The 24,767-nt window shown below is 60.8% G+C and carries 23 protein-coding genes; 6 read left to right on the forward strand and 17 right to left on the reverse strand.

Going from position 1 to position 24,767, the window contains the following annotated elements; translation table 11 throughout:
* The first annotated feature begins 38 nt into the window (after positions 1-38).
* The 3 genes from KYT97_RS13620 (at position 39) to KYT97_RS13630 (ending at position 3,204) form a co-directional block, all read left to right on the forward strand.
* Positions 39-593 carry a hypothetical protein gene (locus tag KYT97_RS13620; RefSeq protein ID WP_033231734.1) on the forward strand — a complete coding sequence of 185 codons (555 nt, stop codon included), beginning with the start codon at positions 39-41 and terminating at the stop codon, positions 591-593.
* Positions 594-774: 181 nt separating this feature from the next.
* Positions 775-2,382 (forward strand): ABC-F family ATP-binding cassette domain-containing protein, encoded by a 1,608-nt coding sequence (locus tag KYT97_RS13625; protein ID WP_219112560.1) that lies wholly within the window; start codon positions 775-777, stop codon positions 2,380-2,382.
* A gap of 30 nt (positions 2,383-2,412) precedes the next feature.
* On the forward strand, positions 2,413-3,204 hold the full coding sequence (locus KYT97_RS13630; RefSeq protein WP_172936591.1) for an alpha/beta fold hydrolase: 792 nt from the start codon (positions 2,413-2,415) through the stop codon (positions 3,202-3,204).
* Here the strand turns inward: KYT97_RS13630 and KYT97_RS13635 are convergent.
* Entirely contained in the window at positions 3,201-4,430 is a 1,230-nt protein-coding gene (locus KYT97_RS13635; protein WP_219112562.1) for an acyl-CoA dehydrogenase family protein, read from the reverse strand. The two genes, KYT97_RS13630 and KYT97_RS13635, sit on opposite strands and share 4 nt — an antisense overlap.
* A gap of 103 nt (positions 4,431-4,533) precedes the next feature.
* Positions 4,534-5,835: an alpha/beta hydrolase gene (locus KYT97_RS13640; RefSeq protein WP_116103614.1), complete on the reverse strand. Its 1,302-nt coding sequence runs from the start codon at positions 5,833-5,835 to the stop codon at positions 4,534-4,536.
* Positions 5,836-5,944: 109 nt separating this feature from the next.
* Here KYT97_RS13640 and KYT97_RS13645 point away from each other — a divergent pair, with 109 nt between their 5' ends.
* Positions 5,945-6,541, forward strand: a complete 597-nt coding sequence (locus tag KYT97_RS13645; protein WP_219112564.1) for a phosphoribosylanthranilate isomerase — start codon at positions 5,945-5,947, stop codon at positions 6,539-6,541.
* Here the strand turns inward: KYT97_RS13645 and KYT97_RS13650 are convergent.
* The gene (locus KYT97_RS13650; protein ID WP_219112566.1) at positions 6,538-7,440 is read right to left on the reverse strand and encodes an alpha/beta hydrolase; all 903 of its coding nucleotides are present in this window, start codon (positions 7,438-7,440) and stop codon (positions 6,538-6,540) included. The genes KYT97_RS13645 and KYT97_RS13650 overlap by 4 nt on opposite strands.
* Before the next feature lie 112 nt (positions 7,441-7,552).
* Here KYT97_RS13650 and KYT97_RS13655 point away from each other — a divergent pair, with 112 nt between their 5' ends.
* The gene (locus KYT97_RS13655) at positions 7,553-8,551 is read left to right on the forward strand and encodes an NADP-dependent oxidoreductase (RefSeq protein WP_095887028.1); all 999 of its coding nucleotides are present in this window, start codon (positions 7,553-7,555) and stop codon (positions 8,549-8,551) included.
* Here KYT97_RS13655 and KYT97_RS13660 read toward each other — a convergent pair.
* Positions 8,520-9,668, reverse strand: coding sequence for a CaiB/BaiF CoA transferase family protein (locus KYT97_RS13660; RefSeq protein WP_219112568.1), 1,149 nt, complete (start codon positions 9,666-9,668; stop codon positions 8,520-8,522). The two genes, KYT97_RS13655 and KYT97_RS13660, sit on opposite strands and share 32 nt — an antisense overlap.
* Positions 9,665-10,837, reverse strand: a complete 1,173-nt coding sequence (locus KYT97_RS13665; RefSeq protein WP_219112570.1) for an acyl-CoA dehydrogenase family protein — start codon at positions 10,835-10,837, stop codon at positions 9,665-9,667. The genes KYT97_RS13660 and KYT97_RS13665 overlap by 4 nt, the downstream gene beginning before the upstream one ends.
* 135 nt (positions 10,838-10,972) lie before the next feature.
* On the opposite strand from KYT97_RS13665, the gene KYT97_RS13670 reads away from it, so the two are divergent.
* Positions 10,973-12,070, forward strand: a complete 1,098-nt coding sequence (locus tag KYT97_RS13670; protein WP_219112572.1) for a LacI family DNA-binding transcriptional regulator — start codon at positions 10,973-10,975, stop codon at positions 12,068-12,070.
* On the opposite strand, the gene KYT97_RS13675 is transcribed toward KYT97_RS13670, so the two are convergent.
* From KYT97_RS13675 to KYT97_RS13730, 12 genes are all read right to left on the reverse strand, one after another.
* On the reverse strand, positions 12,000-12,731 hold the full coding sequence (locus tag KYT97_RS13675; protein ID WP_219112574.1) for an aspartate/glutamate racemase family protein: 732 nt from the start codon (positions 12,729-12,731) through the stop codon (positions 12,000-12,002). The genes KYT97_RS13670 and KYT97_RS13675 overlap by 71 nt on opposite strands.
* Complete coding sequence (locus KYT97_RS13680) at positions 12,719-13,180, reverse strand: 2-oxo-4-hydroxy-4-carboxy-5-ureidoimidazoline decarboxylase (protein WP_219112576.1); 462 nt, start codon at positions 13,178-13,180, stop codon at positions 12,719-12,721. The genes KYT97_RS13675 and KYT97_RS13680 overlap by 13 nt, the downstream gene beginning before the upstream one ends.
* Before the next feature lie 31 nt (positions 13,181-13,211).
* Positions 13,212-14,456 carry a 2-isopropylmalate synthase gene (locus KYT97_RS13685; protein WP_245006116.1) on the reverse strand — a complete coding sequence of 415 codons (1,245 nt, stop codon included), beginning with the start codon at positions 14,454-14,456 and terminating at the stop codon, positions 13,212-13,214.
* A gap of 71 nt (positions 14,457-14,527) precedes the next feature.
* Positions 14,528-16,003 (reverse strand): chlorohydrolase family protein, encoded by a 1,476-nt coding sequence (locus KYT97_RS13690; protein ID WP_245006117.1) that lies wholly within the window; start codon positions 16,001-16,003, stop codon positions 14,528-14,530.
* Positions 16,000-17,430 carry an amidohydrolase family protein gene (locus KYT97_RS13695; RefSeq protein ID WP_245006118.1) on the reverse strand — a complete coding sequence of 477 codons (1,431 nt, stop codon included), beginning with the start codon at positions 17,428-17,430 and terminating at the stop codon, positions 16,000-16,002. Before KYT97_RS13695 ends, KYT97_RS13690 begins: the two co-directional genes overlap by 4 nt.
* A 29-nt stretch (positions 17,431-17,459) precedes the next feature.
* Positions 17,460-18,404 carry a sugar phosphate isomerase/epimerase family protein gene (locus tag KYT97_RS13700; RefSeq protein WP_219112582.1) on the reverse strand — a complete coding sequence of 315 codons (945 nt, stop codon included), beginning with the start codon at positions 18,402-18,404 and terminating at the stop codon, positions 17,460-17,462.
* An 11-nt stretch (positions 18,405-18,415) separates the two neighbouring features.
* Positions 18,416-19,513: a sugar phosphate isomerase/epimerase family protein gene (locus KYT97_RS13705; protein WP_219112584.1), complete on the reverse strand. Its 1,098-nt coding sequence runs from the start codon at positions 19,511-19,513 to the stop codon at positions 18,416-18,418.
* A gap of 53 nt (positions 19,514-19,566) precedes the next feature.
* Entirely contained in the window at positions 19,567-20,394 is an 828-nt protein-coding gene (locus KYT97_RS13710) for an ATP-binding cassette domain-containing protein (RefSeq protein ID WP_219112586.1), read from the reverse strand.
* A complete protein-coding gene (locus KYT97_RS13715; RefSeq protein WP_219112588.1) occupies positions 20,391-21,395 on the reverse strand; it encodes an ABC transporter ATP-binding protein in 1,005 nt (334 codons plus the stop codon). Before KYT97_RS13715 ends, KYT97_RS13710 begins: the two co-directional genes overlap by 4 nt.
* A 5-nt stretch (positions 21,396-21,400) precedes the next feature.
* Positions 21,401-22,294, reverse strand: a complete 894-nt coding sequence (locus KYT97_RS13720) for an ABC transporter permease (RefSeq protein ID WP_219112590.1) — start codon at positions 22,292-22,294, stop codon at positions 21,401-21,403.
* A 6-nt stretch (positions 22,295-22,300) separates the two neighbouring features.
* Positions 22,301-23,362, reverse strand: a complete 1,062-nt coding sequence (locus tag KYT97_RS13725) for an ABC transporter permease (protein WP_219112591.1) — start codon at positions 23,360-23,362, stop codon at positions 22,301-22,303.
* Positions 23,363-23,373: 11 nt separating this feature from the next.
* Positions 23,374-24,738: an ABC transporter substrate-binding protein gene (locus KYT97_RS13730; protein ID WP_245006119.1), complete on the reverse strand. Its 1,365-nt coding sequence runs from the start codon at positions 24,736-24,738 to the stop codon at positions 23,374-23,376.
* Positions 24,739-24,767 lie beyond the last annotated feature (29 nt).

Genomic DNA, 24,767 nt, shown 5'->3' on the forward strand with positions numbered 1-24,767 from the left:
GAGCAATAAATGCTCCCGACGACTTTCAGGAGAACGTCATGAAGAACTCACACGGCCCCGGCGAGCGCGGATTCGGACGCCCCGGAGGTTGGCAACAAGCATCGGTTCCCGACGCGGGTGATGCAGGCGACTGGTTTGCCGGCAGGCTCCCCGACACCTGGTTCACCGGCCCGGCCGACGTCCAGGTGGACCGCGAGGAGATCGTTGTCATCGGGGAACTACCACCCGTCGAGGGCGGGTCTGCGGCAGCGGAAGGTCGTATCTCACGCTTTCGTGAAACCACGCGCGCCGATCGCATGCGCATCGCCGACGAGGCCGAGGCCAGATACGGCCGGAAGGTGGCATGGGGTGTGAAACTGGACGAAAAGACGGTCCTGTTCACACATCTCGCGGTGCCGGTGATGACGCGATTGCGTCAACCCGAGCGCAAGGTACTCGACACGTTGGTGGATGCGGGTGTTGCCAGGTCGCGGGCCGACGCACTCAAGTGGACTGTCCGCCTGGCCGGTCAGCACAGCGAACAGTGGCTCGCGGAACTGCGGGACGCGATGAAGAAGGTCGACGATCTGCGGACGGAGGGACCGAAGATCTGACGATGCACATCACACGTTAATTCGATTGCCTACGTCAACGGTCATCGAGTAGCGTCGACGTCGAATCATCCCCGACGAACAGGAAACGGGCCGTTGCTCATCTAGAGGTTCATTACGCGAAGGCATCCACACCCATCAGTTGCGGCTGAGCCGGGTGGTCCCCGCACCCTCTGGAGTTCACATGACCCACTCTCATTCCTCTCTGTCTCTGTCCGACCTCACGTTCACCTGGCCCGACGGCGAGCCTGTCTTCTCCGGTCTGAGCTTTGTGTTCCCCAGCGGCCGAATCGGTCTGGTGGGATTGAACGGATCCGGGAAGTCCACGCTGTTGCGCCTGATCGCCGGTCGATTGACACCCGATGCCGGTTCAGTCCACGCTTCCGGCGAGATCGGCTATCTGCGCCAGGACATCACCCTCGACCCGAATGTTCGAGTCGACGATATCCTGGATATCGGTGATCTGCGTATTGCCTTGCACCGCATAGAATCCGGCGAGGGCGCAGAGAAAGACTTCGCTGTGGCCGAAGGCAACTGGGACATCGAGGAACGTGCGATTTCGACGCTGCACCGCCTTGGGCTCGAACGCGTTGTACCCGACATCGAAGCCTTGGGACGCACCGTCGGCACGCTGTCCGGTGGCGAGACGGTGCTACTCGGCCTCACCGCGACCCTGTTGAAAAATCCGCAGGTACTGCTACTGGACGAGCCGACCAACAATCTGGACCGGATGGCACGCGCCCGGGTTCATGCCGCTGTCCAACAATTCCCCGGCACCGTCGTGGTGGTGAGCCACGACCGGGAGTTGTTGAACAGCATGGAATCCACCGTGGAACTGCGTCGCGGCAATCTTCGGACATTCGGCGGCAACTACTCGCTGTACCAGGAGGCGACAACGGCGGAACAGGAAAACGCCTTGGCCGCGGTTCGCGACGCCAAAACCGATCTGGCAAAGCAGAACCGCGAATTGATCGAGGCGCGAACCAAACTGGATCGGCGCAAGCGATACGGCCAGAAGATTCAAGACGGGAAGCGGCTACCGCCGATCCTGGCGCAGACCCGCAAGCGAAAAGCCGAAGTTTCAGCGGGAAAACTGTCGGTCAACCATATCGGCAAGGTCGACGACGCGAAGTCCGCTCTTGCCGATGCGGAGAAGCTGCTTCGCGACGATCGCGAAATACGATTGGATCTTCCTGATACACAGGTACATCCGGGCCAGCAGGTAGTGACGCTCGAGGATGTCGTGCTGCGCAGCGGCCAGATTGTGTCGCTGCATGTCACCGGTCCCGAACGGATCGCGATTGTGGGGCCCAACGGAATTGGGAAGACAACCCTTCTCGACGCCCTGGTGGAGAAAAAGCCATTCGTCCCCTGCCGCGCACTGCGTCAGCGGTTGGACGTGTTCGACGAAAATCTGTCGGTGGCGGACAACGTTGCAGCGGCGGCGCCACACGCAACCAGCGAGGAAATTCGTGGCCAACTGGCTCGATTCCTTTTTCGTGGAACGGATTCCGACGTGACAGCCTCCGCACTGTCCGGCGGCGAACGTCTCCGGGCAGCGCTGGCGACCATCCTCCTCGCGCAGCCCGCACCCAAACTCCTGATCCTGGACGAGCCGACCAACAATCTGGATCTCCCCAGCCTTGCCCATCTCACGCAAGCGCTTCACGATTTCCGGGGTGCACTCGTTGTTGTCAGTCACGATCTGCCGTTTCTGCGGGAAATCAACATCACCCGGTGGATCAGGATGGACGAGAACGGAATTCAGGAAATCGATCCCGAATGGCAATGACGCCATTCACACGTCCATAATGGATCGGTGATGCAGGACGCGAGAAACCCCGTTGACGGAACCCGGATCGCGTACCAGGTTGTGGGGACGGGCATCCCCCTGCTGATGGTTCACGGCAGTGCTCTGTCACATTCGATCTGGCGCGGCTTCGGTTATGTCAAAGCCCTGCAGGATCGGTACCGGATGATCCTGGTCGACATGCGCGGGCACGGTCGCAGCGAGAAGCCGCACACGCCCGATTCGTACGCGATGGATCTGGTGGTCGGCGATCTCCTCGAGATCCTCGACACCGAGTCGCCGTTCGAACCCGCCCACGTCCTGGGGTATTCGTTCGGCGGGCGCGCGACACTGTCGTTGGCAATCGAGCACTCCGAACGAGTGCGGTCGTTGACCGTCGGCGGTGGGAGCAGCCGGCCCATGACCGGCGCGTTCGACGCACTGTTCTTCCCAGGCTGCGTCGACGCCCTCGAGCAGGGTGGGATCGAGGGCTTTCTCGACGGCTGGGGCGCTAGGCGCGGCAAGCCGGTTGATCCGCAGACCGCGGCAGCATTTCGTCGGAACGATCCGCTCGCCTTGGCCGCGTACATGCGACGGTCCGACGTCGAACCGGGTATCGACGACAGCGTGCTTCGCGAGATGATCACTCCGACATTGATGTTCGTCGGGTCCAAAGACCGGGAGCGGCGGCCCGATACCGAGCACGCCGCGTCCCTGATTCCGGATTGTTCGTTGTCTGTCATCGACGGCACAGACCACGCCAGCGCCGTCGTGGCCTCTGACGCCGTTCTAGCGTCGTTGATTCCGTTTCTGCGCCGACACTAGCCGAGCAGTCCCTTTGCGATGTGCGTGACCTGGATTTCGTTGCTGCCGGCGTAGATCATGAGCGACTTCGCGTCGCGGGCCAACTGCTCGACGCGATACTCGGCCATGTAGCCGTTTCCGCCGAACAACTGGACGGCCTCCATGGCAACTTCGGTTGCCGCGCGCGAGGAGTACAGCTTCATCGCCGACGCCTCCGCCAGGGTCACCTTGTCGCCTGCTGCGGTTCGCTCGATCGCGTTGAAGACCATGTTCTGCACATTGATTCGAGCCACTTCCATCTCGGCGAGCTTGAGTTGGATGAGCTGGAACTGTCCGATTTCGCGGCCCCACAGTTTGCGGGACTTTGCGTAGTCGATGCAGAGCCGGTGGCATTCGTTGATGATTCCGAGGGACAGGGATGCGATGCCGATGCGTTCGGCGGCAAAGCTTTCCTTGGCACTGGACTTTCCGTCGGATTTTCCGCTGTCTTCCGTTTCGCCGAGCAGGCGGTCCTTGGTGATGCGGACGTTGTCGAAGAACAGCTCGCCGGTGGGTGAGGAGTTCATGCCCATCTTCTTGAAGGGCGGGCTCTGGGTGAACCCTTCCATGCCCTTGTCGAGGATGAACGCGAGCACCTTGCGGTCACGACGGTCGACGGAGGCGTCACCTTCGTCGAGTTTGGCGTAGACGATGGTGACGTCGGCGTACGGTCCGTTGGTGATGAACGTCTTGTTGCCGTTGAGGATGTAGTCGTCGCCATCGCGGCGAACGTAGGATTTCATGCCGCCGAAAGCGTCGGATCCCGAGTCGGGTTCGGTGATCGCCCAGGCGCCGACGGTCTCGAAGGTGACCAGTCCGGGCAGCCAACGTTCCTTCTGAGCGAGGGTGCCGCGGCTGCGGATCGTTCCGGCTGCGAGCCCGAGGCTGACGCCAAGCGACGCGACCAGGCCGAGGCTCACCCCGGCCAGTTCACTGTTGAGCACGACGCCCATGCTCCCGGCCCCGCTGAAGGCGCTGCCCTTCTCACCGTCACCGGCTGGTGCGTCGCCGCGCTCGCGGGCAAGTGATTTCTCGAGGCCCTCGCGTGCCATGTCGGCCAAACCGAATGTCGAGTACAGCTTGCGGATGATGTCGAAGGGCGGGAGCGCTCCGCTTTCGAGTTCGTCGACGTGAGGCCGCACCTCCTTGTCGATAAAGCCCCGCAAGGCGTCGCGGAACATCAGGTCGGTGTCGGACCACTCGTACATGTGCGTGCACTCCACTCGCTGAACGGTTGGCTGCCGGAAAAGCAGCCTCACTCCGAATATAGAACACGTTCCAATTGGTGGGGTAGAACTGAGTGGATGAAACTCAGCCGATCAGTCCCATCCGCTGCGATAGCCACTCCAATTCCTGCTTCATAGCGGCCGACCACACGACAAAACTGTGGGCTCCGGGCAGTTCCAGATACTTGACGTTCATTCCCGCTGCCTTGGCCGCGTCGTAGATCTTCTGCTGCCCGGACTTGAAGTCGTTGTCGTCGGTTCCGACCACCACGATCCCGGCAGAATCGGGGAACTTCCGGTTCGCCATGATGTCCATCGGATTGACCTTCTCGAACGCGGCCTCGTTGCCGCCGAAGATCTGATCGACTGTCCTTTGCCGATCACCGAGCGATGGCTCGACCTGCCCGGAGAAGTCCAGGAACGTCGGGTAGATTTCCGGGAAATTGGTCGCCATCTGGAGCGAGCATGTCCCGCCGTACGAGAGTCCGCCGATGGCCCAGGCTTTGGGATCGGTATCGACCTGGAATGCCGAGGTCACTGCCGCGGGCAGATCCTTGGCGAGATACGTCGCCACATTTCCTGCCGGCGAGTCGGTGCACAAAGGATTGGCGAACTGTGTCCCGGTGGCGTCCGCCATCACGACGATCGGCGACAGCCCGGAATGCTCGCGGGCAAAGGAATCCATTGTGGCGGTGATCTTCCCGCCTTGCAGCCAGTCCTGCGGGCTTCCGGGTTGCCCGGCCATCAGAACCAGAACGGGGAGCAGCGGACGAGGATTCGTGAAGTACGACGGTGGCAGATACACCTCGGCATCGCGCGCGGTGAATCCCGAAATCGCGCCGGGGACAGGCAGAGTCGTCACCCGGCCACGATTCGGCATGTCTTCCGGGGCTTTCCAGACCGAATCCGTGGGATCACCGCTGATAACAGGATCGGTCGGACCGGGTACGTCCGCGAGCTCGATCCGGTCGAAATCGTCGTGGCCCAACACAATTCCCACGGTCGGATATGCGGAGAATTCGAGGTTGATCTGTACCGCGGCCGTAAGCACCATCAGCAGCGCTGCCACCACGGACAGCACTGCGCTAGCGATACTGCCCCCGGCTTTGATGCGCGGGCCGAGAAGCAACAGCCCGTACACGGCAAAACCGATCCACACGTAGATCGACATCGCAATCGGATCGGGGAAAGGCACGATCACCTTCTCCACCAGAATCCACGCCGCCACCATGATCACCAGCGCCGCAACACCGCACACCGGGATCGCGTAGCGGTAGAACCACCGAGGCTTCCCGCTGAGCAACCACACTCCGCCGAGTACGCCCAGAATCGTCAGGACCACAGGCACGGGTCCAGAGATCACACTCGTCCGGTAGAGCCAGTCCACGTGTCGCCTCTCGTAATGCCGCTACGCCTGTCCGCCGAAAGCCTAGAGCCGTAATCGAGGGTTCGCCACGATCGAGGGGTTCTCGGGCACGGCTAGTACCCTGAAGCAGGTGACTTTCATCAAGATCTGTGGCCTCCGCGACGCCGATACCGTCGATCTCGCCGTCCGGCTCGGCGTCGACGCCATTGGTTTTGTCTTTGCCGAGAGCGTCCGCAAAGTCGACACCGAGCTTGCCGCCGACCTCATTGCCCGAGTTCCCGACACCATCAGAGCTGTCGGCGTGTTTCTCGGCAACCCGCTCGACCAGATCCTCGAGATCGCCAGGTCCACGCGGCTGACGTTTGTCCAGGTCCATGATCTCGAGTCACCCGAGCAGGTGAAGCAACTACACGACGCGGGGCTCACCGTGATTCGTGCCGTCGTCTCCGGCCGGGTTCGCGACGGCTACAGCCTCGACCTGGGCGAGGACGAACTCCTCATCGACGGAGCCGATGCCGGTTCCGGAGTGGCCTGGGATTGGGCGCAGCAGCAGTCCAGGCCCGCCGGCCAGTGGATTCTGGCCGGCGGTCTCGGCCCCGACAACGTCCGTGCCGCGCTGGACGCCACTGGAGCCTGGGGTGTCGACGTGTCCAGTGGCGTCGAGTCCTCGCGCGGGGTCAAAGACCACGCGTTGATCGAGAGATTCGTAGCAGCCGCGCGGGCCTAGATCGGAGCTGTCGATCTGTCGGCCGCAGCCCACGCACCGAGCACGGTCCGCACTCCGGTTACCAACGGAAGTGGCTGATCGATCATCACATGGTGGCCGGCCTCGGGAATCTCCGCGACGATGGATTCCGGTCCCAACAGGATTCGGATGTCGGCCATCAGTTCCTCGGAGACAATTCCGTTCTGCGCTCGGAAATATGCTGTGCGACAACGTGGACGGTGATCGGTGACGTTGCCCGTACCCTCGCGCACAAACACTCTCGGATCGAACTTCCACGACCAACCACCGTCGACGGCTTCCATCGAGGTCTCGGCAACGTGGTCTCGAATGCATGGCAATCCGGTGTCCTGTGCCGGAACAAAGCGGAAGCGCGCCTTCGCGTCCTCACGAGTCGGATAAACCTTCTTCGGACCGAAGGCGTTTTCTTTCCGGCTGGCTTCTTCTTCCGGGGTCAATGCCCGTACCGGCGAATCGATGATGACGACACCACCGAGTTCGTCGCCGTGGAGGTCCGCGGCCACGAACGAGATGATCCCGCCCATGCTGTGCCCCACCAGGATCGGCTTTCCCTCGATCCCGCCGGCTCGCGCAGCCTCGACGATCTCGCGCGCCCACATCGCCAGTCCGTAACTCTCCCGGGTGCCGCTGTCTCCGTGCCCGGTCAGGTCGAGTGCGACAACTCGGCGATCGGCAGCCAGCTGCGGGCCGATGTGATCCCACCACCGACTGTGGGCGGCGCCGCCGTGAACCAGCACGATTCCCGGCCCGACGGGCCCCCAGGCGCGGAATCGTACGGGTACACCCTCGACATCAACCGAGCCTGTTTCCGCGGGCGTCGACAACGCCTTCGTGAACCACTCCGGCGCCTGCTGCGCCTCTTCGACGCTCGTGTTGCTCATTTCCTGAACATAACCCACCCGTCTCGATCCCTTCGGAGCCCTTCCCCTGTAACCACAACATCGCCTATATTGAATCCGGTCTCAAGTTCAATTGTTCAACCGAGAGGGACACATGCCGAACCGCCAAGTACGCCTCGCCGCCCGACCGACGGGACTCCCCGACGCTTCCACCTGGGAATACGTCGATTCCGACATCCCCGTTGCCGGGCCGGGCGAGTTTGTCGTCAAGGTCGAATACCTCTCGCTCGACCCCGCTATGCGTGGTTGGCTCAACGACGTCAAGTCGTATGTTCCGCCGGTGAAACTCGGTTCCGTCATGCGCGCTCACGGCGTCGGCCACGTCACGCAAACTCAGCATCCCGAGTTCAAGGTCGGAGATGTTGTCGCCGGAGCTTTCGGCGCAGCCGAGTACGGGCTCTCCGACGGTACCGACGTCACGCGGGTCGACGAATCGATCGCACCCATGCCCACTTGGCTCGGCGCACTCGGATTCCCCGGTGTGACAGCCTATTTCGGCCTCCTCGAGGTCGGAAAGCTGAAAGACGGCGACACCGTGGTCGTTTCCGGCGCCGCTGGTGCCGTTGGCAGTCTCGTCGGCCAGATAGCAAAGATCCACGGCTGCAAGGTGATCGGCATCGCCGGTGGCCCCGAGAAGTGCGCCTGGCTCACCGACGAACTCGGATTCGACGTCTCGATCGACTACAAGAACGAATCCGTCTACAAGGCCCTACGCGCTGCGGCGCCCGACGGAATCGACGTGTACTTCGACAACGTCGGCGGTGAAATCCTCGACGCCGCACTCTCCCGCTTGCGTCTGGGCGCTCGCGTTGTCATCTGCGGCGCTATTGCCGGCTACAACGCCACCGAGCCGCAGCCGGGCCCGTCGCACTATCTGTCGCTTCTCGTAAACCGGGCAACCATGGCCGGATTCGTGGTTTTCGATTATCTCGATCGGTACTCCGAAGCGCAGGAACAGATCGGGAAGTGGATCAAGAGCGGTCAGTTGACGGCTCGCGAACACATCGTCGACGGCGGCATCGATGCGTTTGGTGACAGCCTCAACCTCCTCTTCGCAGGGGCTAACACGGGAAAGCTGGTTCTGCGGGTGTAGCCGAATCCTCCCCCAGGCGCGGCGGCGCGGTGCGGTAGGTGGCCGGAGTGGCGCTGAGCCGAATCGGATTGGCCACCTGCCGGATCGGTGCCGCACGGCGCGGATCATCGATAGTGGCAACCGGATCGAGGTTCAGGCGTTCGGCCAGCGCCATCGCGTCGGCGATGTTGTTGAGCGGACCGCACGGAACACCGCGCGCCGTCAATTTCTCGAACCAGTAGTCGGCGGTGTGAGACGCCAACGTGAGTGTCAACGCGTCGAACAGTTCCTCGCGATGCGCAACCCGCTCACGGTTGGTCATAAAACGTGCGTCGGTCGCCAGTGAAGGCATTCCCAGAACGTCTACCAGAGAAGCGAATTGACGATCGTTTCCCACCGCCAAGACGAGCTGCCGATCAGCCGTGTCGAACAGTTCGTAGGGCGCGATACTGGGGTGTCGGTTACCCATCGCCTGCGGAACCACCCCGGCAGCGACGTAGCCGGACGACTGATTGACCAGTGCCGACAGCAAGGAGGACAACAGATTCACCTCGACGTGTTGACCTTCGCCGGTTCGATCCCGATGACGCAGCGCGGCAAGGATTCCGACACTCGCATGCAGTCCGGTGATGACGTCCACCACCGCAACACCGACCTTGGTAGGCGAGCGCGGGTCCGGCCCGGTGATGCTCATCAGCCCACCGACCGCCTGAATCAACAAATCGTATCCCGGTAGTGAGTTGTTTCCACCGAATCCGCTGATCGAGCAGTACACGATCGACGGATTCATCTCTCGCGCAGCGTCGTAACCCAATCCGAGCCGGTCCATGGTCCCGGGAAGGAAGTTCTGCACCACAACATCCGCCGTGCGCACCAGGTCCTGTGCAACTTCCAGGTCTTGAGCGTCGCGCAAGTCCAACGTTACCGACTTCTTGTTGCGGTTTACGGAGAGAAAGTAACTCGACTCCTCACCCACCCACGGTGGACCCCAACTGCGGGTGTCGTCACCAACACCCGGACGCTCGATCTTGATCACCTCGGCGCCGAGATCCGCCAGGATCATCGTGGCGTACGGTCCGGCGAGTACCCGGCCGAAGTCGGCGATCACCAGTCCGTCCAGTGCGCCAGGCGTTGTCACCGGAACGCTTCCTCACCCGTCAGTGCCCGGCCGATCACCAACTGGTGAACCTCGGAGGTGCCTTCGTACGTGAGCACGGATTCGAGATTGTTGGCGTGACGGATGACCGGATACTCCAAGGTGATGCCGTTGGCGCCCAGGATCGTTCGGCACTGTCGGGCAATCTTGATGGCTTCACGCACGTTGTTCAGTTTGCCGGTACTGACCTGCTCGGGACGTACTGTGCCGGCATCCTTGAGGCGTCCGAGATGAATCGCGAGCAACTGCCCCTTACCCAATTCGACTGCCATGTCGGCGATCTTGGCCTGCGTGAGCTGGTAAGCCGCCAGTGACTTGTCGAAAACCTGTCGATCACGGGCGTAGGCAATGGCAGTTTCGAGGCAGTCGCGGGCAGCGCCCATCGAGCCGAAGATGATGCCGAACCTGGCCTCGTTGAGGCAACCGAGCGGCCCGGACAGTCCGCGGGCCTTGGGTAGCATCGCAGACGCGGGCAGTCGTACATCCTCGAGCACGAGTTCGGAGGTAACGGACGCACGCAGCGACATCTTGTTCTTGATTTCGGGGGCCGAGAACCCGGGAGTGTTTGTCGGAACTACAAATCCGCGCACACCGTCCTCGGTTCGCGCCCAGACCACGGCTACGTCAGCGACGGATCCGTTGGTAATCCACATCTTGGTGCCGTTCAGAATCCAGTCGTCACCGTCGCGCTTGGCGTTGGTGCGCATACCGCCGGGATTGGAACCGAAGTCGGGTTCCGTGAGACCGAAGCAGCCGAGGGCCGTGCCCGCCGCCATCCGCGGAAGCCACTCTTCCTTTTGCTCTTCGCTACCATTGTGGTGAATCGCGAACATCGCCAGCGAACCCTGAACGGAAACCAGACTGCGGATACCTGAATCGACGGCTTCGAGTTCTTGGCACGCCAGACCGTAGGCGGTTGCACTCGTTCCGGCGCAGCCATATCCCTCGAGGTGCATTCCCAGCACACCCAACGATCCGAGTTCCTGAGCCAACTCGCGCACCGGCAGTGCCGCGTCCTCGAACCACTGACCGATGTTCGGGCGGATACGGCTGTCGACCATCGCGCGCACCGTGTCGCGGATCGCGATTTCCTCGGCGTCGAGCAGCGTGTCGATGGAAAACAGTTCGGACAGGGACTGCGGCGTGTTCACGTTGCCTCCAAGGATGTACGTACGGGATTCATCAGGTATGCGAGAACGATTGTGCAATCGTTTGCATCACCTAGAGTAGGGACCGACCTAGCATCACGTCAATCCCCGAAATGAGTCTCAGGAGCCCCCGAGTTGATGTCGCCGGACCCGTCGACCCGCAGCAGCGGACGCCCACCGACGCTGCGTGAGATCGCAGACAAGGCGGGCGTCCACATCTCGACGGCATCGCGCGTCCTGCGCCAACCCGAACCCGTCGACGGCTGGTCGGACTCGGCTCAGCGTGTGCGCCAGGTCGCCGAAGAACTCGGCTACCAGCCAAATCTGTGGGCAGCAAGTCTACGAACGCGCAAGACCACAACGATCGGTGTGGTCATGCCGAGACTCACCGATGGCGTCGTCGCCACCATGTTCGGGGGCATCGAGGAAGCCGCGACGGCAGCCGGTTATTCGGTTCTGCTGTCCAGCCCGCCCGACGATCTCGATGCCCAGCGCAAAGCCGTCGAATTCCTGATCAGCCGTCAGGTCGACGGCCTCATGCTCAGCAGCATCCACCTGCCCGGCACCGATTTTGTCAGTTCGCTCCCCATCCGTTCGCTCCCCGTTCTGCTCCTCAACCGTCACATCGACGTCGGGCTCCCTTATGTCAGCGGCGACGACCGCCGCGGTGGGTACCTCGCGGGCAGACACCTGCTGGACTGCGGCTATCGCGACCTCGGCGTGATCGCGGGGCCGGATCACGCCAGCACCTCGCGCGAACGCGTCGCCGGATTCCGCGACGCACTCGCCGAAGCAGGCCTGGAATTACCGCCGCACCGGATCGTTGCCTCCGATTTCGAAGTGGAGGGCGGCGTTCGAGCAGCAACACAACTGCTGAGCACCCCGACGCGCCCCGACGCCATCTTCACCGTCAGCGACACCATTGCCATCGGCGTTCTCGGCGTTGCCCGCGATCTGGGCCTGAGTATTCCGGACGACCTTGCGCTGGTGGGCTACAACGACATTCCCGTGGTCTCGCAACTACCGGTTCCACTGACTACGGTTCGCTCACCCGCCCGCAAGATCGGCGCAACCGGGGTGCAGAATCTACTCGCCCTCATGGCAGGACGGAGCGTCGAATCTGTAAAGCTGCCGGTCGAACTGATCGTGCGGGCATCTACGAGAACTACCTCGTGGCCACAGCCCGCGGAGGCCATCCCGGACGATCCTTCAGCAACGGCGCCGCATAAGAATTGACCTTGCTGGTAGCTAGGCCCAGATTCACAAGATCCTCAGCCATTGCAACGGCAGCCCCTACTCCGTCAACGACCGGGACATGCAATGTTCGAGTGATACTTTCCTCAATTCCACTCATACCCGCGCAACCCAGCACAATAGCTTCGGCCCCTACTGAAATTGCTTGTCTCGCAGCGCTGATGAACGCATCGGCGGTCGCCCCTGGGTCACCTTCCAACTCCAGAACACCAAGATTGGTAGCCACAACGGCCGCGCACCGCCCGAGCAGGCCGGCAGATCGCAGACTGTCCTCGATCTGCCCAACTGACCGCGGCAGGGTCGTCACCACGGCGTAGCGATGCCCCAACAGCATTGCCAGATGGGCGGCTGCTTCCGTTATGTCGACTACCGGCACGTCGAGCAACTCCCGAACACCTTCGCGTCCATGCTCGCCGAACCCCGCCATCACTGCAGCATCGAACGGCGTCGCCAACGATCCGAAGCGGTCCAGGACCGCAGCGGCGGTGATGAAGCTGTCGTACCAGCCTTCAGCGGACACCGGGCCCCAATCAGGCTGTTCTGCAATAATTTCGGTTCCGATTCGCGCTGCCTTCCGTGCGCCGGCAGCAATCGTCGCAGTCATCGACGACGAGGTGTTGCAGTTCATCACTACAATTCGCACAAGTACCCCTCACCAAACAGTTTGACCAGCCTGCGTCGCCCGACATTGATGATGTTCTCTTTGGCCACCTCGATCTCGTGGGCCCGTTCGTTGAGTAGCCGATCTGCGACCAGCGACTCGATTGTGTCCAAAGTCAACCCTTCGGCGGCGATGACAACACCGAATCCGAAGCGTTCCCGGTACGCCGCTTCCAGCAACCGCAGGCGTTCCATTCCTGTTGCTGCAGAACCGATCATCGCGGCATGCTCAGCTGCTGTGGATTCAGAGTCGGGCGTAGCCGAGAGTGGGAGATACAGCGGCAGGATCTCCTCGATCTCCAGAGCCGAGAGAGCTGACCATTCTCGCTCGGCTACGTCGAGAAGGGCCGAGCTGTCAGCAAACGAGCCTGCTGCAACAACACGCTCAACCCATACGTGCGAAGGTGTACAAGCGTAGAGTCCTCGGCGCAATGACCGATGATCCTTCACACCAATCGAACCACTATCCATGGCCGGCAACCATTCTCAGCTCTTCGATACGGTTGCGAGTCAGTGCAATTGCGTCCTCGGCGACTATCCAACGCGGGTAGGTGTCGATCTGTGCGACGGCACAGTCCAGAGTATTGCGAATGTCCGATACCTCAGCGGCGGTCGCGTCGATATCGAGTGATTCGAGCAGCGCGCCCGCAACCCGCTCAGTACTCAGACTGTCCCACACCCACTCGGCCGTCCCACCGACGACCGAAGGACTGACGCAGGACGACACCGGCGGAAACACGTCCGGTCCTCCCGTGATTACTCCCAGAACGTCGCCCGGCATGTGCTTGAGATGCGCATATTCGCCGACGACTGGCTTCATCGGTGGGATGGCGATCGAACTCTCGCGTGCCACCAGGTGCGCAAGTTCTGTAAGGCTACTCAACTCGATCCCGGTGTCGACCCCGTAGAGAACCTCGAGACTGAGCACCACTTCTTCGAGCGCCGCGAATCCGGCACGGTACGACATCCCCGATACCGACACATCCGGGCTGGCACCCGCTGTTGCCGCGGCAATCGCTGTCGCGGTTCCGAGTCCGAAGTCATCGTGGACGTGCATTGTAATCGGAACGTCGCGAACGAGGCGTTCGCGGAATGTCCGAACGAAGAGCTTCATCGCCTCCGGCCCCAAACTGCTGGTGGAATCCATCAGATCGAGGCGCCTGGCGCCCAATTCGACGGCAATGTTGCACGCCTCCACCAGTTCGTCGAAATCCCGACGACCGACATTGGCCAGAGTTATCGTGGCGTCGGACTCCAATGCCTGGATGTATGCGAAGAATTCTTCCAGGTCCTGGTACTGCCGCGCCTTTGCGGCGGCATTCGGAGGTGGCACGATCCCGGGAGCAAATGTTCGAACGCCCCACCCATGCAGCAGATCTACAGTCTGTTGCATTCCGACCTGCTGATAGTTCTCCCCGTCGGAAAGCAACGTATCTGCATAGACATTGAGACGGAAGCCGAACTCGGTTGACGCCAACGCCTGCACGAGCGCCGCTTCATTCGGGATCGGAGACACTCCTCCACCCCAGTTGATGTTGATGCTCTCTTCTCGAACACCGGCAGCTCCGAGTGCAGCCGCGATCCGCACGAAGCCATCCATGGTCGTGGTCGCGCCCGCAGTAAACAGCGTCTTTCGTAAAGTGCTGTCTATCAGAGAGAATGGCGTCGGCCAGTCGTAGGTGGAATGCAATCGATCGTCGAAGTTCACCGGACTCACCCAGTGACTGCCTTCTACACGGTGCTCTCGTTGTGGATTGATCATCGTAAGCCTTTCAATGCTCATGCAGGTGTAACTTCGGGAAAAGTAGGCGGGAACAGTTCGTCCGCGCTGCGACCTTGAAAATCTCTCTCGCTGTATCCCTCTCGCATCTTCTCGAAAAGTTGTTGTGCTCGCCGCGCCAAGGCCGTCTCGTCGACGCCGAGCACAACACCTTCACTCATCACGGTTCTACCTGCGATGACGCTGCGGAGAATGTCACGTCCGCTTCCGTTCATCGTCAGAGTCCGGAGTGGATCGTCACGGACGCCCATCGCAAACTCGCCCAGATCCGCGACAATGAAATCCGCACTGGCACCGGCCTCCAGACGGCCCAGGTCGCGGCGTCCCAGCGCGTCGGCACCGGCTATGGTTGCGGCACGCACATAGTCCGCGGTCGAACCGGCCGACAACTTCCCATCGGCCCATTTGGCAAGGTTTGTCCCGTAGTCGATTCCACGAATCAGGTCCGGCGGGAACGAATCAGTGCCCAGTGCAATCGAAATGCCCTGCGCTCGATACGAATCGAAGGATTCCAACATAGCACCGTATCGAATCGACGTCATCGGGCAGTGGACGACGGTGACTCCGCTGCGGGCGAGCAGCCCGATATCTTCCACGTCACCGGCAACGCCCCGCGAGTAGGAACCGAGATGGATGCCGTGAGGGATGAGCAACTTCGTTTGGAGCAGCCCGGACTCCGCGAGCAGTTCGACTGGCCGCTTGCCGTATCGATCGGAGAGAAACTGCACTTCCGTCTCGGACTGTAGACAGTGTAGCCGTACCGGAACAGATTCTTGCACAGCAACTTCCGCGGTCAATTTCATCAATTCGATCGACAGCGTCTCGATCCGGCACGGCAGCAGCGCCCCGTGAACAAGATCATTCCCGAGTTCCCGCGCGTAGGCGAGGAATCGTGTTGCATCCTCGAATCCTCGAAGTCCGCAACTCTCCTCGAACCGCACTGCCCGCTTACCGTCGGCAACGACGTTCACCCCCGACCGGTACGCCGGCCCAAGATATCCTCGAATGCCAAGCCTGGCAGCGATCTCCGCCATCTCGACCATATCCTCGTACGACTCTGCCCAGCTACTGTGCGTCTCGGCCGCGATCGGCATGAAGGTCGTGACACCGTGCCGGATCAACTGCGCCAGTGCGTACTCACGAATCGAAGCGCGCTCATCAGCATCGAATACGTCGCGCCGCGTGGAATCGAAATACTCAGCTGACCACTGATGCCCTAATCCCAATTCCGGGGTCGACCACGAATCGAGAATTGCGTGGTCGATGTCGGAAAGCGCATCGAGGTCGACGAAGCCCGGCATGACGAGTGCGTTGCCGCACTCGATCGTTTCGTCGACATGGCCGCGCCATCCTCGGCCGACAAACAGGATACGACCGCCCTGATAGATCACTTCCCCGCCGGGGATCAACACATGATCGCCATTGGTGTAGCCGAGGACGTAGTCCGCCGTCGTTCTGATCACCGGCGCGTTCACAGCGCAGACACTTCGATCGGAGAGTCGAAATCTCTTCTGTTGCTGGACCATCCAGGATCGGTCAGATGATTCTCCAGTCCGGCTCGAGCGACCAGAAGTCGTGCTTGTTCGTCTCCCGCATCCAGTGCCGCTTCCTCGTCGACCCCGAGGACCACACGATCTCGCATGACAATGCTTCCGCCGACGATCACCGTCTCGATATCCGAGCCGGTTGCTTCGAACATCAACCGGTGCACGGGCATCCAATTGGGGACCAGGTGCGGTTTGCGCATGTCGAGAATGGCGATATCGGCACTTTTTCCCACCTCCAGCGATCCGATGACGTCGTCCATCCCCATCGCCGTGGCGGCATCGATCGTGATCATCTCGAGGAGCTTTCCCGGCGGAAGCAGATAGTTGTCGTCGAACCGAATATGCAAGGCCGACTGAGCTGATCGCGCGGCCTGAAGTAAGTCGAAGGGACGTCGAGGGGACGATCCGTCGGTGGTGATCGCAACTGTCACGCCGGCCGCCATCATGTGCGGAATCGGAGCACGACCCCCAGGGGCATGCGTTACGTGTGTCCCGGTTGCCGCCAATATCTCCACTTCCTCGGCCGACAATCCGGTGCAGTGCTGCAGATGCACGTCGGGGCCGAGCAGGGCGTGTTCCCTATCTTTGCTTGCCAGGCGCACCATCCCGCCGAACGCGTCAGAGTGGATCCGCACCTTCCACCGCGCTGCAGCCTCTCGAATGCAGCGTGCTTGATATCGGTCGTCGGCCGTCAGGTGGGTAGCGACATCAGGGCGCGAAGGATTGGACGGATCAACAGAACCGACGATGGTGAAGGGAGTCAGAAGCACTCGAATCCGATCGTCCGCCCAGCCTTCGACAGTTTCAGCGACGGCTTCAGCGCCTGCCAGCATTTCCTCGAATCTCACGGCCCGACGGTGACGAACACCGTCGACCCACACGCTCGTGGGGTGCGGGTAAGGCAAACCCGCCGGTCCGACACAGACTATGTCGCGAATACCCACCTCTCGGTACGCCCGTGCATGGGCGAGCGCGATCTCGGGGTCGTCGCTGCGTGGACGCGAGCCCATCACACTCACACCAGTCGTGACACCCGCCCGTACACGTTCGAGGGCCGAGACCAAGCCGTCGTGATACCAGTAGTCGAGCGTGGTGAAGTGGAAATATGCCGGGGTAATCGTGTTCATCCAGAACGTCGGACTGTCGCAACCGAGTGTCTTGACCAGTGAATGCCCCGCATGACCATGCGCATCGACAAGCCCCGGAATGATCATCTTCCCGCGGCAATCGATTCGTTCCCAACTCGCATCCGCGTCGCGAAGTACGTCCTCGCTTGTGCCGACCGCAACGATTTTGCTGTCGAATACTGCGACTGCGCCATCCTCGATGATCCGCCGATCAGCATCGACAGTCACCACAACCCCTCCGTGGAGTACGAGGCCGGTCATACGCGTAGCCCAGTCGCGTTCTGCCCGACGATCAGTGGTGAGAGTTCGGCCAGTGCTGCGGCGAGCCTGATTCCGTCGTCCATTTGGGCAGGAAGATCAGGTCGGGCGAGCGCTGCGAGCGATGCGAGTTCGTTCTGGGAGACGTCGCCCAGGTCTCGTAGCCACCCACCGTCGTGAATCGGCATGTCGAATTCACCACGGTGTATATCGATCAGTACTGGCGCCACCGGATCAGAGTTGTCTGCAAGAACATCCCAGATCGCCGGCCAATCGATGTCACCGAACCCTGCCGGGCAAAGCCTGCGAGCCAGACCGACATCAGTGCGCGTTACCCAGGCATCATCGTAGTGAATCTGCAGAACATGGTGTGCGAGTCGACGCGTTGCGAGAACCGGATCTTCGAGTCGCACAGGAAAATTTACCGGGTCCAATGCGATACCCACTACGTCGGCACCAACGGAATTCACGAGGTCCAGGAGCTCAGTCGAGGTGATCTCCTCATGGGTTTTGACCGCCAGTTTTATCCCGCACTCCTCCAACGATGGCCTCAAATCCGTGAATAATGCTGCGGCAGAATCGAGTTTGGGTGACCAGTTTTCGTCACGGTCCTCGAGAGTTCCGACCACCACCTGACTCACCCGTACGCCGATGCGTGCCAGTGCACTCAAGGCGACTCCGATGCCGGCGACAGCATCGCCGGAGCCGAAGTGTTCGAACGGCGCCATCCGCTCCGGATTCCAGGGCGACAAGATGCCGAGCGCGCAGGTGATCTCGACTCCCCTGCTTCCCGCGAAAGCTGTCAGTTCATCGAGTTCCTCGTACGCGAGCGTCGGCGACAGAGCAAACGGCGACGCAAATTCCACCACAGCCAAGCCGAAACTCTGTGCCCGCGAAATAGCCTCGACGGGTGAACCCCCGAGGATTCGTGCATGCGCCCCCACCGGACGTGACCTCACGACGTCGATGCCAGGACGGTAGCGGAGTCCAACGGCAGGTTGTGACGATGACAGATTTCGCGCAGGTGCTGTGCACTGTCCTGAATGTAGGCCACCGTCTCTGCGTAACCGTAAGGCCGCGAGGCATATTCCGTTGCGTTCGGCCGATCGCCTGAACGAATGGCGTCGTCGTACGTCTTGACCATCTCGAGGTAAGCAGCCAACTCCTCGACGGTGAGGTCCGGGTGAGCCCTCAGGAATTCCGGGTCGTAAGCCTCGATGAGCATCGTCCGACGTTCTCGAGGAACATCCGCGAGCGATTCGTCGTTCTCGATGGTCAGCGTGAGATCGGGGTTGGCCGCAGCCAGGATCGGGAGAATGCTCTCGAAGTCGACGACGCCCGTCCCACACGGCCGCATTTGATAGCCGAGACCACCTGATGTGTAGGTGATTGCCGCGTCTTTGATGTGAGTCTGACGCACATAGGGGGCGAGCCGTTTGGCTGACCACACCGGATGCTCCAGTCTCTGAAGAACATTGGCTGTGTCGAAGACGATGCCAGTGGTGTCGGCCCCGACTGTCTCCACGATGCGCACCAATTCGAACGACGTAATCTCCTCGTGTGTCTCGAGATTGAGATGAATTCCGAGGTCGCGGGCTATCGGTGCAAGAATTGTCAGAAGTCGCGAGGTTGCGGCCAACTGTTCCGGCCATGTCACGTCGGTTCGGAAGCGATCGTATGCCCATCGCCCGGTGAATGCAGGCTTGTAGTTTGCAGTTGCCACCCACAACTCGACGCATCCGATTGCTGCACAGGCCTCCATCATCCGCCGAAATCCCAAGACGATGTCACCATTTCCGATGGCTCGAAGTTCAGGTGCTTCCGGATTGGCGTAAGGATTGACCTTGCCCAAACCGGTCTGCAAGTACATTCCCAGATCGTCCGCCCTACTTCGAATATCCTGAAGTACAGCTGCATCCAGTGTCGGACTCATGTCGAGAACAGTCCGGAAAAACACACCGGACATTCCGAGTTGGTGGGCATGTTCGACACTTCCCACCGGGCCGCGCGTACGACTCTCCGGGATCTTGCGTCCGTCTACGCCTATGCGCATAGCTGTTCCTACTCTCGTAATCGAAAAAATACAGTGGCGGGTTAAGTGATCTATCAAGGCAAGGTGAGCAAACCGCTTGGTAATGAACGCGACTGGCGAGCAAGCACAGGATCTGGAATCGGCACGGCGTCGAGCAGTTCACGGGTGTACTCGTGTCGCGGATTGCCAAAGACCTGGCGAGTCGGACCGTCTTCGACGACTACGCCGGATCTGAGTACGGCAACGGTCTCGCACAACTGCTGCACGATCGCAAGATCGTGCGCGACAAAAAATATGGTCAGGCCCGTGTCTGCATGCATCGCGGCAAGGAGGTTGATGACCTGCGCCTGCACCGAGACATCGAGCGCCGATACCGGTTCGTCGCAGATCAGCAGTCTCGGACCGACTACGAGTGCCCGTGCAATGGCAATGCGCTGGCGCTGCCCTCCGGAGAACGATGCGGGCAGGCGTGTCATGGTCTCCGGATCCAGTCCGACGTCCGTGAGGATCTGCGAGACTTTCTCGCGTCGGTCCGCGCGGTTGCCCGCGAGGCCGTGTACGAGCAATCCCTCGGACACGATCTGCTCCACGGTCATTCGAGGATTGAGACTGGCGTAGGGATCCTGCGCGACAAGCTGGACTTCTCGGCGGAACTGTCGAAGACGCTGCCCGCGCAACGCATGTACGTCGACGCCGTCGAACAGCACACTTCCGCTGTCCGGTTTCTCCAATCGAACGAGGCATCGGATAAGCGTCGACTTGCCAGATCCTGATTCACCGACAAGACCGAATGCGCTTCCTTCCGGTACTGACAAGTACACATCGTCCAATGCTCGCGGTCCGCGGATAGAACCGAAAGTCTTGGTCAAAGCCGATACTTCAAGCAAAGGTCCGGTTCTCATCGAACACTCACTCTCTGTGCGGACAGATGACAATCGACCGTGCCGCCGGGTATCGCCGTTGTTTCCGGCGCATCGTCGGCACATTGTGGCAACGCAACGGGACAGCGAGGGTGAAACGTGCAACCTGCGGGCCGTGCGGAAAGCGAGGGGGGTGTGCCCGCGATCGTTGTCATCACACGACGACGAACGTCGAGTCTGGGAACTGCCGCCAGCAGGCCTCGACTATAAGGATGTTCGGGACTGGCGAACATCGGCGTCACGTCGCGCACTTCTACGACTCGCCCGGAGTACATGACAGCAACACGGTCGGCGATTCCCGCGACGACGCCCAGATCGTGGGTAATCAGTAGCAGGCCGAGTCCTCGTTCAGTCGTGACGCGATCGAGCAACCGAAGGACTTGTTGCTGAACACGCACGTCAAGTGCGGTTGTCGGTTCATCCGCGATCAGCAGATTCGGCTCACCCACGAGTGCCATCGCAAGCACTACCCGTTGGCGCATTCCACCGGAGAATTCGTGTGGGTACGCCCGCAGTCGCGTCGTTGCCTGGGCAACTCCGAGTTCGTCGAGCACTGCCGCCGCTCTGCGCAGTGCGTCCTTCTTACGGACACCTCGTAACCGAAGCGGTTCGCTGACCTGAGCTCCGATTGTCTGCAACGGGTCGAGCGCACTCATCGGGTCCTGAAAGACCATTCCGATTCGGCTACCACGTATTTCGTTCAGTTCTTTCTCGGTTCTGTCCAGAATCTCGGTCCCGCCGAGGCGAACCGAACCCGAAATCGTCAAATTGGGATCGAGGCGCATCAACGCTCTGGCAGTCACTGACTTGCCGGAGCCTGATTCGCCGACCAGTGCAACTCGTTCTCCCGCCGAGACGGCCAGATCCACCCCGTCGACGAGTCTCGTCGTCCCACCCGCTGACGGCGCGTCGATGGTGAGGCCACGAACTTCCAACAGCGGTGCGTCCGACTCGATCGGACGTTCTCGATCTGTAGTGTTCATCCGAATCACATCCCTCTCGATGCCGGATCACGACGCGCAGCAAGAGTGTCGCCGAGCAGTCCGAATGCCGCCGCTGTCAGTGCAATTGCTATGCCGGGCACAAGCGCCGCCCACCAGGCAGTGGTCAGGTAGTCACGAGCACCCGCGACCGAGGCGCCCCATTCGGCGCTCGGAGGTTGGGCACCGACGCCGATGAAGGACAAGCCCGCTAGAACCAGGACGGTATTGCCGATGTCGCCGGCCCACTTCACCGTCATCACGTCAAGCGAGTTGGGTAGGACGTGTCTGGTCATCAATCGCCAACGACTTACACCCAGAACAATCGCGCCGTCGACGAATGGAGACGCCATCGTCTCCTTCATGATTCCGCGAAGCAATCTTGCGGTGTACGGCCAACCCGTCGCGATCATTGCCACCAAAGCACTTTCCAGGCTAGGACCCAGTGCCGCAGCGATTCCCAGCGCAACCACCAGCCCCGGCAACGCGAATCCGATATCCGTGATGCGCATCAGCACCTCGTCCACCCATCGGCCTCCGACAGTCGCGACGGTAGCCACAATCGTGCCGATCAACGAGTAGCAGGCAACAACCAAGACAGCGGAAAGTACTGATGATCGAGCCCCGGCCAGCGTGCGCCACAACACATCCCGCCCCTGATCGTCAGTGCCGAGCCAATGCATCGCGTCGGGTGCGGCCAGTGCATTCGAGATATCGGATCGATAGACCGAATCAGGCACGATCAGTGGACCGAACAGCGCCGACAATGCGATCAATGCAATGAGGCCGAGCACCACCTTGTCCAGCAGTTCGAAACTCGCCGTTGCTTGCTTCTCACGCCTCGAAGCCCGTAAACGATTGAAGAATCCCATCGCCCCGGTCATATCCACTGCGATGGCCATGTTGATTCACTGAGCCTTTCTGTTAGTACGGAGCCGTGGATCGTGAGCCAACTGCAACAGATCTACGACGAAGTTCGTCGCTACGACGATCACTCCGATGACCGTCACACTTCCGATCACGGCGGTGATGTCCTTGCGGCTCACCGCATTGGACAAGTAGTCACCGACCCCCGACAAGCCGAACACTGATTCCACGAGCACCGCCGCACCCACCAACATTCCGATCTCGATGCCGACGATGTTCAGCAACGGCCCCGTCGCGTTGGGCAGGGCGTGTCGCGTCCACAACCGGAACGGCGGAACACCTTTCGCCTTCGCAACGGTCATGTGGTCACGGTTCCTTACCCTGAGTAGGTCAGCCCTGAGCACTCTGAAAATTTGTGCAAGCACGGATACCGCCAACACGGTGGCGGGCAGTATCAAGTGCTGGAAAGCATTGCTGAATGCAGCAAAGTTTCCCGCGAGCACGCTGTCCACTAACGTCATTCCGGTTCTTCGCGGAACCTCGATACCCACCGAAATTCGTCCCGAGATGGGAAGCAGCTGCAATTTCGCGCCGAGAATCCACTGCAGTATCAGCGCCAGCCAAAACCCGGGCAGACCGAAGGCGACGATCGCACCGACCCTACTGACCTTGTCGAAGCCGCCACCCGCTCGTGCAGCGGCAAACGTAGCGAGCGGAACGGCAACTGACAGGGCGATCACCATGGCCAGAACAACAAGCTCCAGCGTCCCTGGCAGCCTGCTCATCACGTCGCTCAGCACCGGTTGCATAGTCGAGGACGAAGTCCCGAGATCGCCATGCAGCAGTTTGGAAAGGTAATCGATGTACTGCGCCGGCGCCGACCGATCGAGTCCGAGTTGACGGCGGACTTCCTCCACTTGCTCTGGCGTAGCGCTCTCACCCGCCACTACTTGCGCTTCGTCACCCGGGATTATCTTTGTCATCAGAAAGACGACCGTGGCAAGCCCGATCAAGGTGAGGAGGGCAGCCGCCAGTTTTCGTCCCAGGAACGACGCCGAACCGGCAGCGCTGTTCACGGTACTGCGGATCGTCAAGGTACTCATGAGCCCTCGCCTCACGCCATGCGGATCGCGGGAACCCAGATGCCGCTACCCACGATCGCCGGTTCAACACCTCGGACCCGATCGGTGTGAGCAGTGGTCTGCGACAGCGTGTACATGTTGACTGCTACAGCGTCAGCGCGAATATCTTGTTGCGCTTGGATATAGAGATCACAGCGGGCGCCCGGATCGGACGTTGCACTGGCCGACTTCAGTATTCGGTCAACCTCGGGGTTCGAATATCCTGACTTGTTGGTACCGACCTGATCCGACTGGTAAGTCTTGACCAGCATCACTCCAGGATCCGGATACTGTGCAAAATCGGTCGCCAGCATCATCTGCGGAATCGTGTCAGCGGACTTCAATGAGGCCAGATAGTCCGGGTACGCAATCGGTTCCAGGTTGAGCGTCACACCGATTTGCGCGAGGTTTGATTGCAGCAGCGTTGCCTCACGTTCCTGCTCCTTGAATACCGGCTGGAACTTCATCGTCAACGTCAGGTTTGACATTCCGGCCTCATCAAGCATCGACCGTGCCGCCTCGAGATTCTGCGAAAAAGCGGGAGCGTCAGGACGACAACTGAATTCACTCGGTAGCGGCCCATTGGCGATGGTCCCGTCACCGCCTCGAATCGTCTCGAGTCCGCCGGAATAGTCATAGGCAAGCTGAACCGCCTGCCGAACCGCCTTGTTCGCAGTGGGACCGTTCACAACGTTGAAGAAGATGTTCGCCTGTAGATTCACTGGCCTGTTCTCCACCGTTATGCCGTCGGCACCCGCCACCGCCTTGGCGTCGATGCTGCTCAACCCGAACGAAACATCGATGTTCCCCGCCCTCAGTTCGGCACTCTGTGTGGCGCTTTCGTCGATTCTTCGATAAACCAACGAACTCGGACGCGAGTCGTCCATGCCCCAGTAATCATCGAATCGAGTAAGTGCGAAGGTATCGGCGATACCTCCATTGCCGAGGACGTACGGTCCCGAACCTGCGTCGTGACCGGCCAGATATGCCTGTCCGTTGTCTGTACCCTCATTGCGGGCCATGACGGTCGAATTCAGGATGTAGATCTTCGACAGTGCACCGAGAAACAGTGAATTCGGCTCCGACAGATCAATTCTCAGATTCTTGTCGTCAACTATCGTTGTTCCGGAATAACCGACGATCTGGCCTGCGATGCCCTGACCCAGTGCCACGGTTCTGTCCAACGTGTACTTCACGTCCGCAGCGGTCAGCGCCGTGCCGTCATGAAAAGTGGCATCCCGCAATGTGATGCTCACAGAGGACGCATCCGGAGACAAAGCGAACTCCTGTGCCAGCTGCGGCACCACATTATTGTCTGCGTCGTACGTGACCAAGGTGTCGTAGAGTGCCTGAGCCACGAAGTTCGTCTGTGCGTAGTCCGCACGAA

The organism is Rhodococcus globerulus, from assembly GCF_019334125.1.
GTDB classification, from domain to species: Bacteria; Actinomycetota; Actinomycetes; order Mycobacteriales; family Mycobacteriaceae; genus Rhodococcus_F; species Rhodococcus_F globerula.

What these genes read in the sequence shown, in the direction of transcription:
- KYT97_RS13625 (WP_219112560.1), top strand. Translation starts at nt 775, where the DNA reads ATGACCCACTCTCATTCCTCTCTGTCTCTGTCCGACCTCACGTTCACC.
- KYT97_RS13635 (WP_219112562.1), bottom strand. Translation starts at nt 4,430, where the DNA reads ATGTACGAGTGGTCCGACACCGACCTGATGTTCCGCGACGCCTTGCGG.
- KYT97_RS13630 (WP_172936591.1), top strand. Translation starts at nt 2,413, where the DNA reads ATGCAGGACGCGAGAAACCCCGTTGACGGAACCCGGATCGCGTACCAG.
- KYT97_RS13705 (WP_219112584.1), bottom strand. Translation starts at nt 19,513, where the DNA reads ATGCGCATAGGCGTAGACGGACGCAAGATCCCGGAGAGTCGTACGCGC.
- KYT97_RS13620 (WP_033231734.1), top strand. Translation starts at nt 39, where the DNA reads ATGAAGAACTCACACGGCCCCGGCGAGCGCGGATTCGGACGCCCCGGA.
- KYT97_RS13720 (WP_219112590.1), bottom strand. Translation starts at nt 22,294, where the DNA reads ATGGCCATCGCAGTGGATATGACCGGGGCGATGGGATTCTTCAATCGT.
- KYT97_RS13715 (WP_219112588.1), bottom strand. Translation starts at nt 21,395, where the DNA reads ATGAACACTACAGATCGAGAACGTCCGATCGAGTCGGACGCACCGCTG.
- KYT97_RS13710 (WP_219112586.1), bottom strand. Translation starts at nt 20,394, where the DNA reads ATGAGAACCGGACCTTTGCTTGAAGTATCGGCTTTGACCAAGACTTTC.
- KYT97_RS13725 (WP_219112591.1), bottom strand. Translation starts at nt 23,362, where the DNA reads ATGAGTACCTTGACGATCCGCAGTACCGTGAACAGCGCTGCCGGTTCG.
- KYT97_RS13670 (WP_219112572.1), top strand. Translation starts at nt 10,973, where the DNA reads ATGTCGCCGGACCCGTCGACCCGCAGCAGCGGACGCCCACCGACGCTG.
- KYT97_RS13650 (WP_219112566.1), bottom strand. Translation starts at nt 7,440, where the DNA reads ATGAGCAACACGAGCGTCGAAGAGGCGCAGCAGGCGCCGGAGTGGTTC.
- KYT97_RS13655 (WP_095887028.1), top strand. Translation starts at nt 7,553, where the DNA reads ATGCCGAACCGCCAAGTACGCCTCGCCGCCCGACCGACGGGACTCCCC.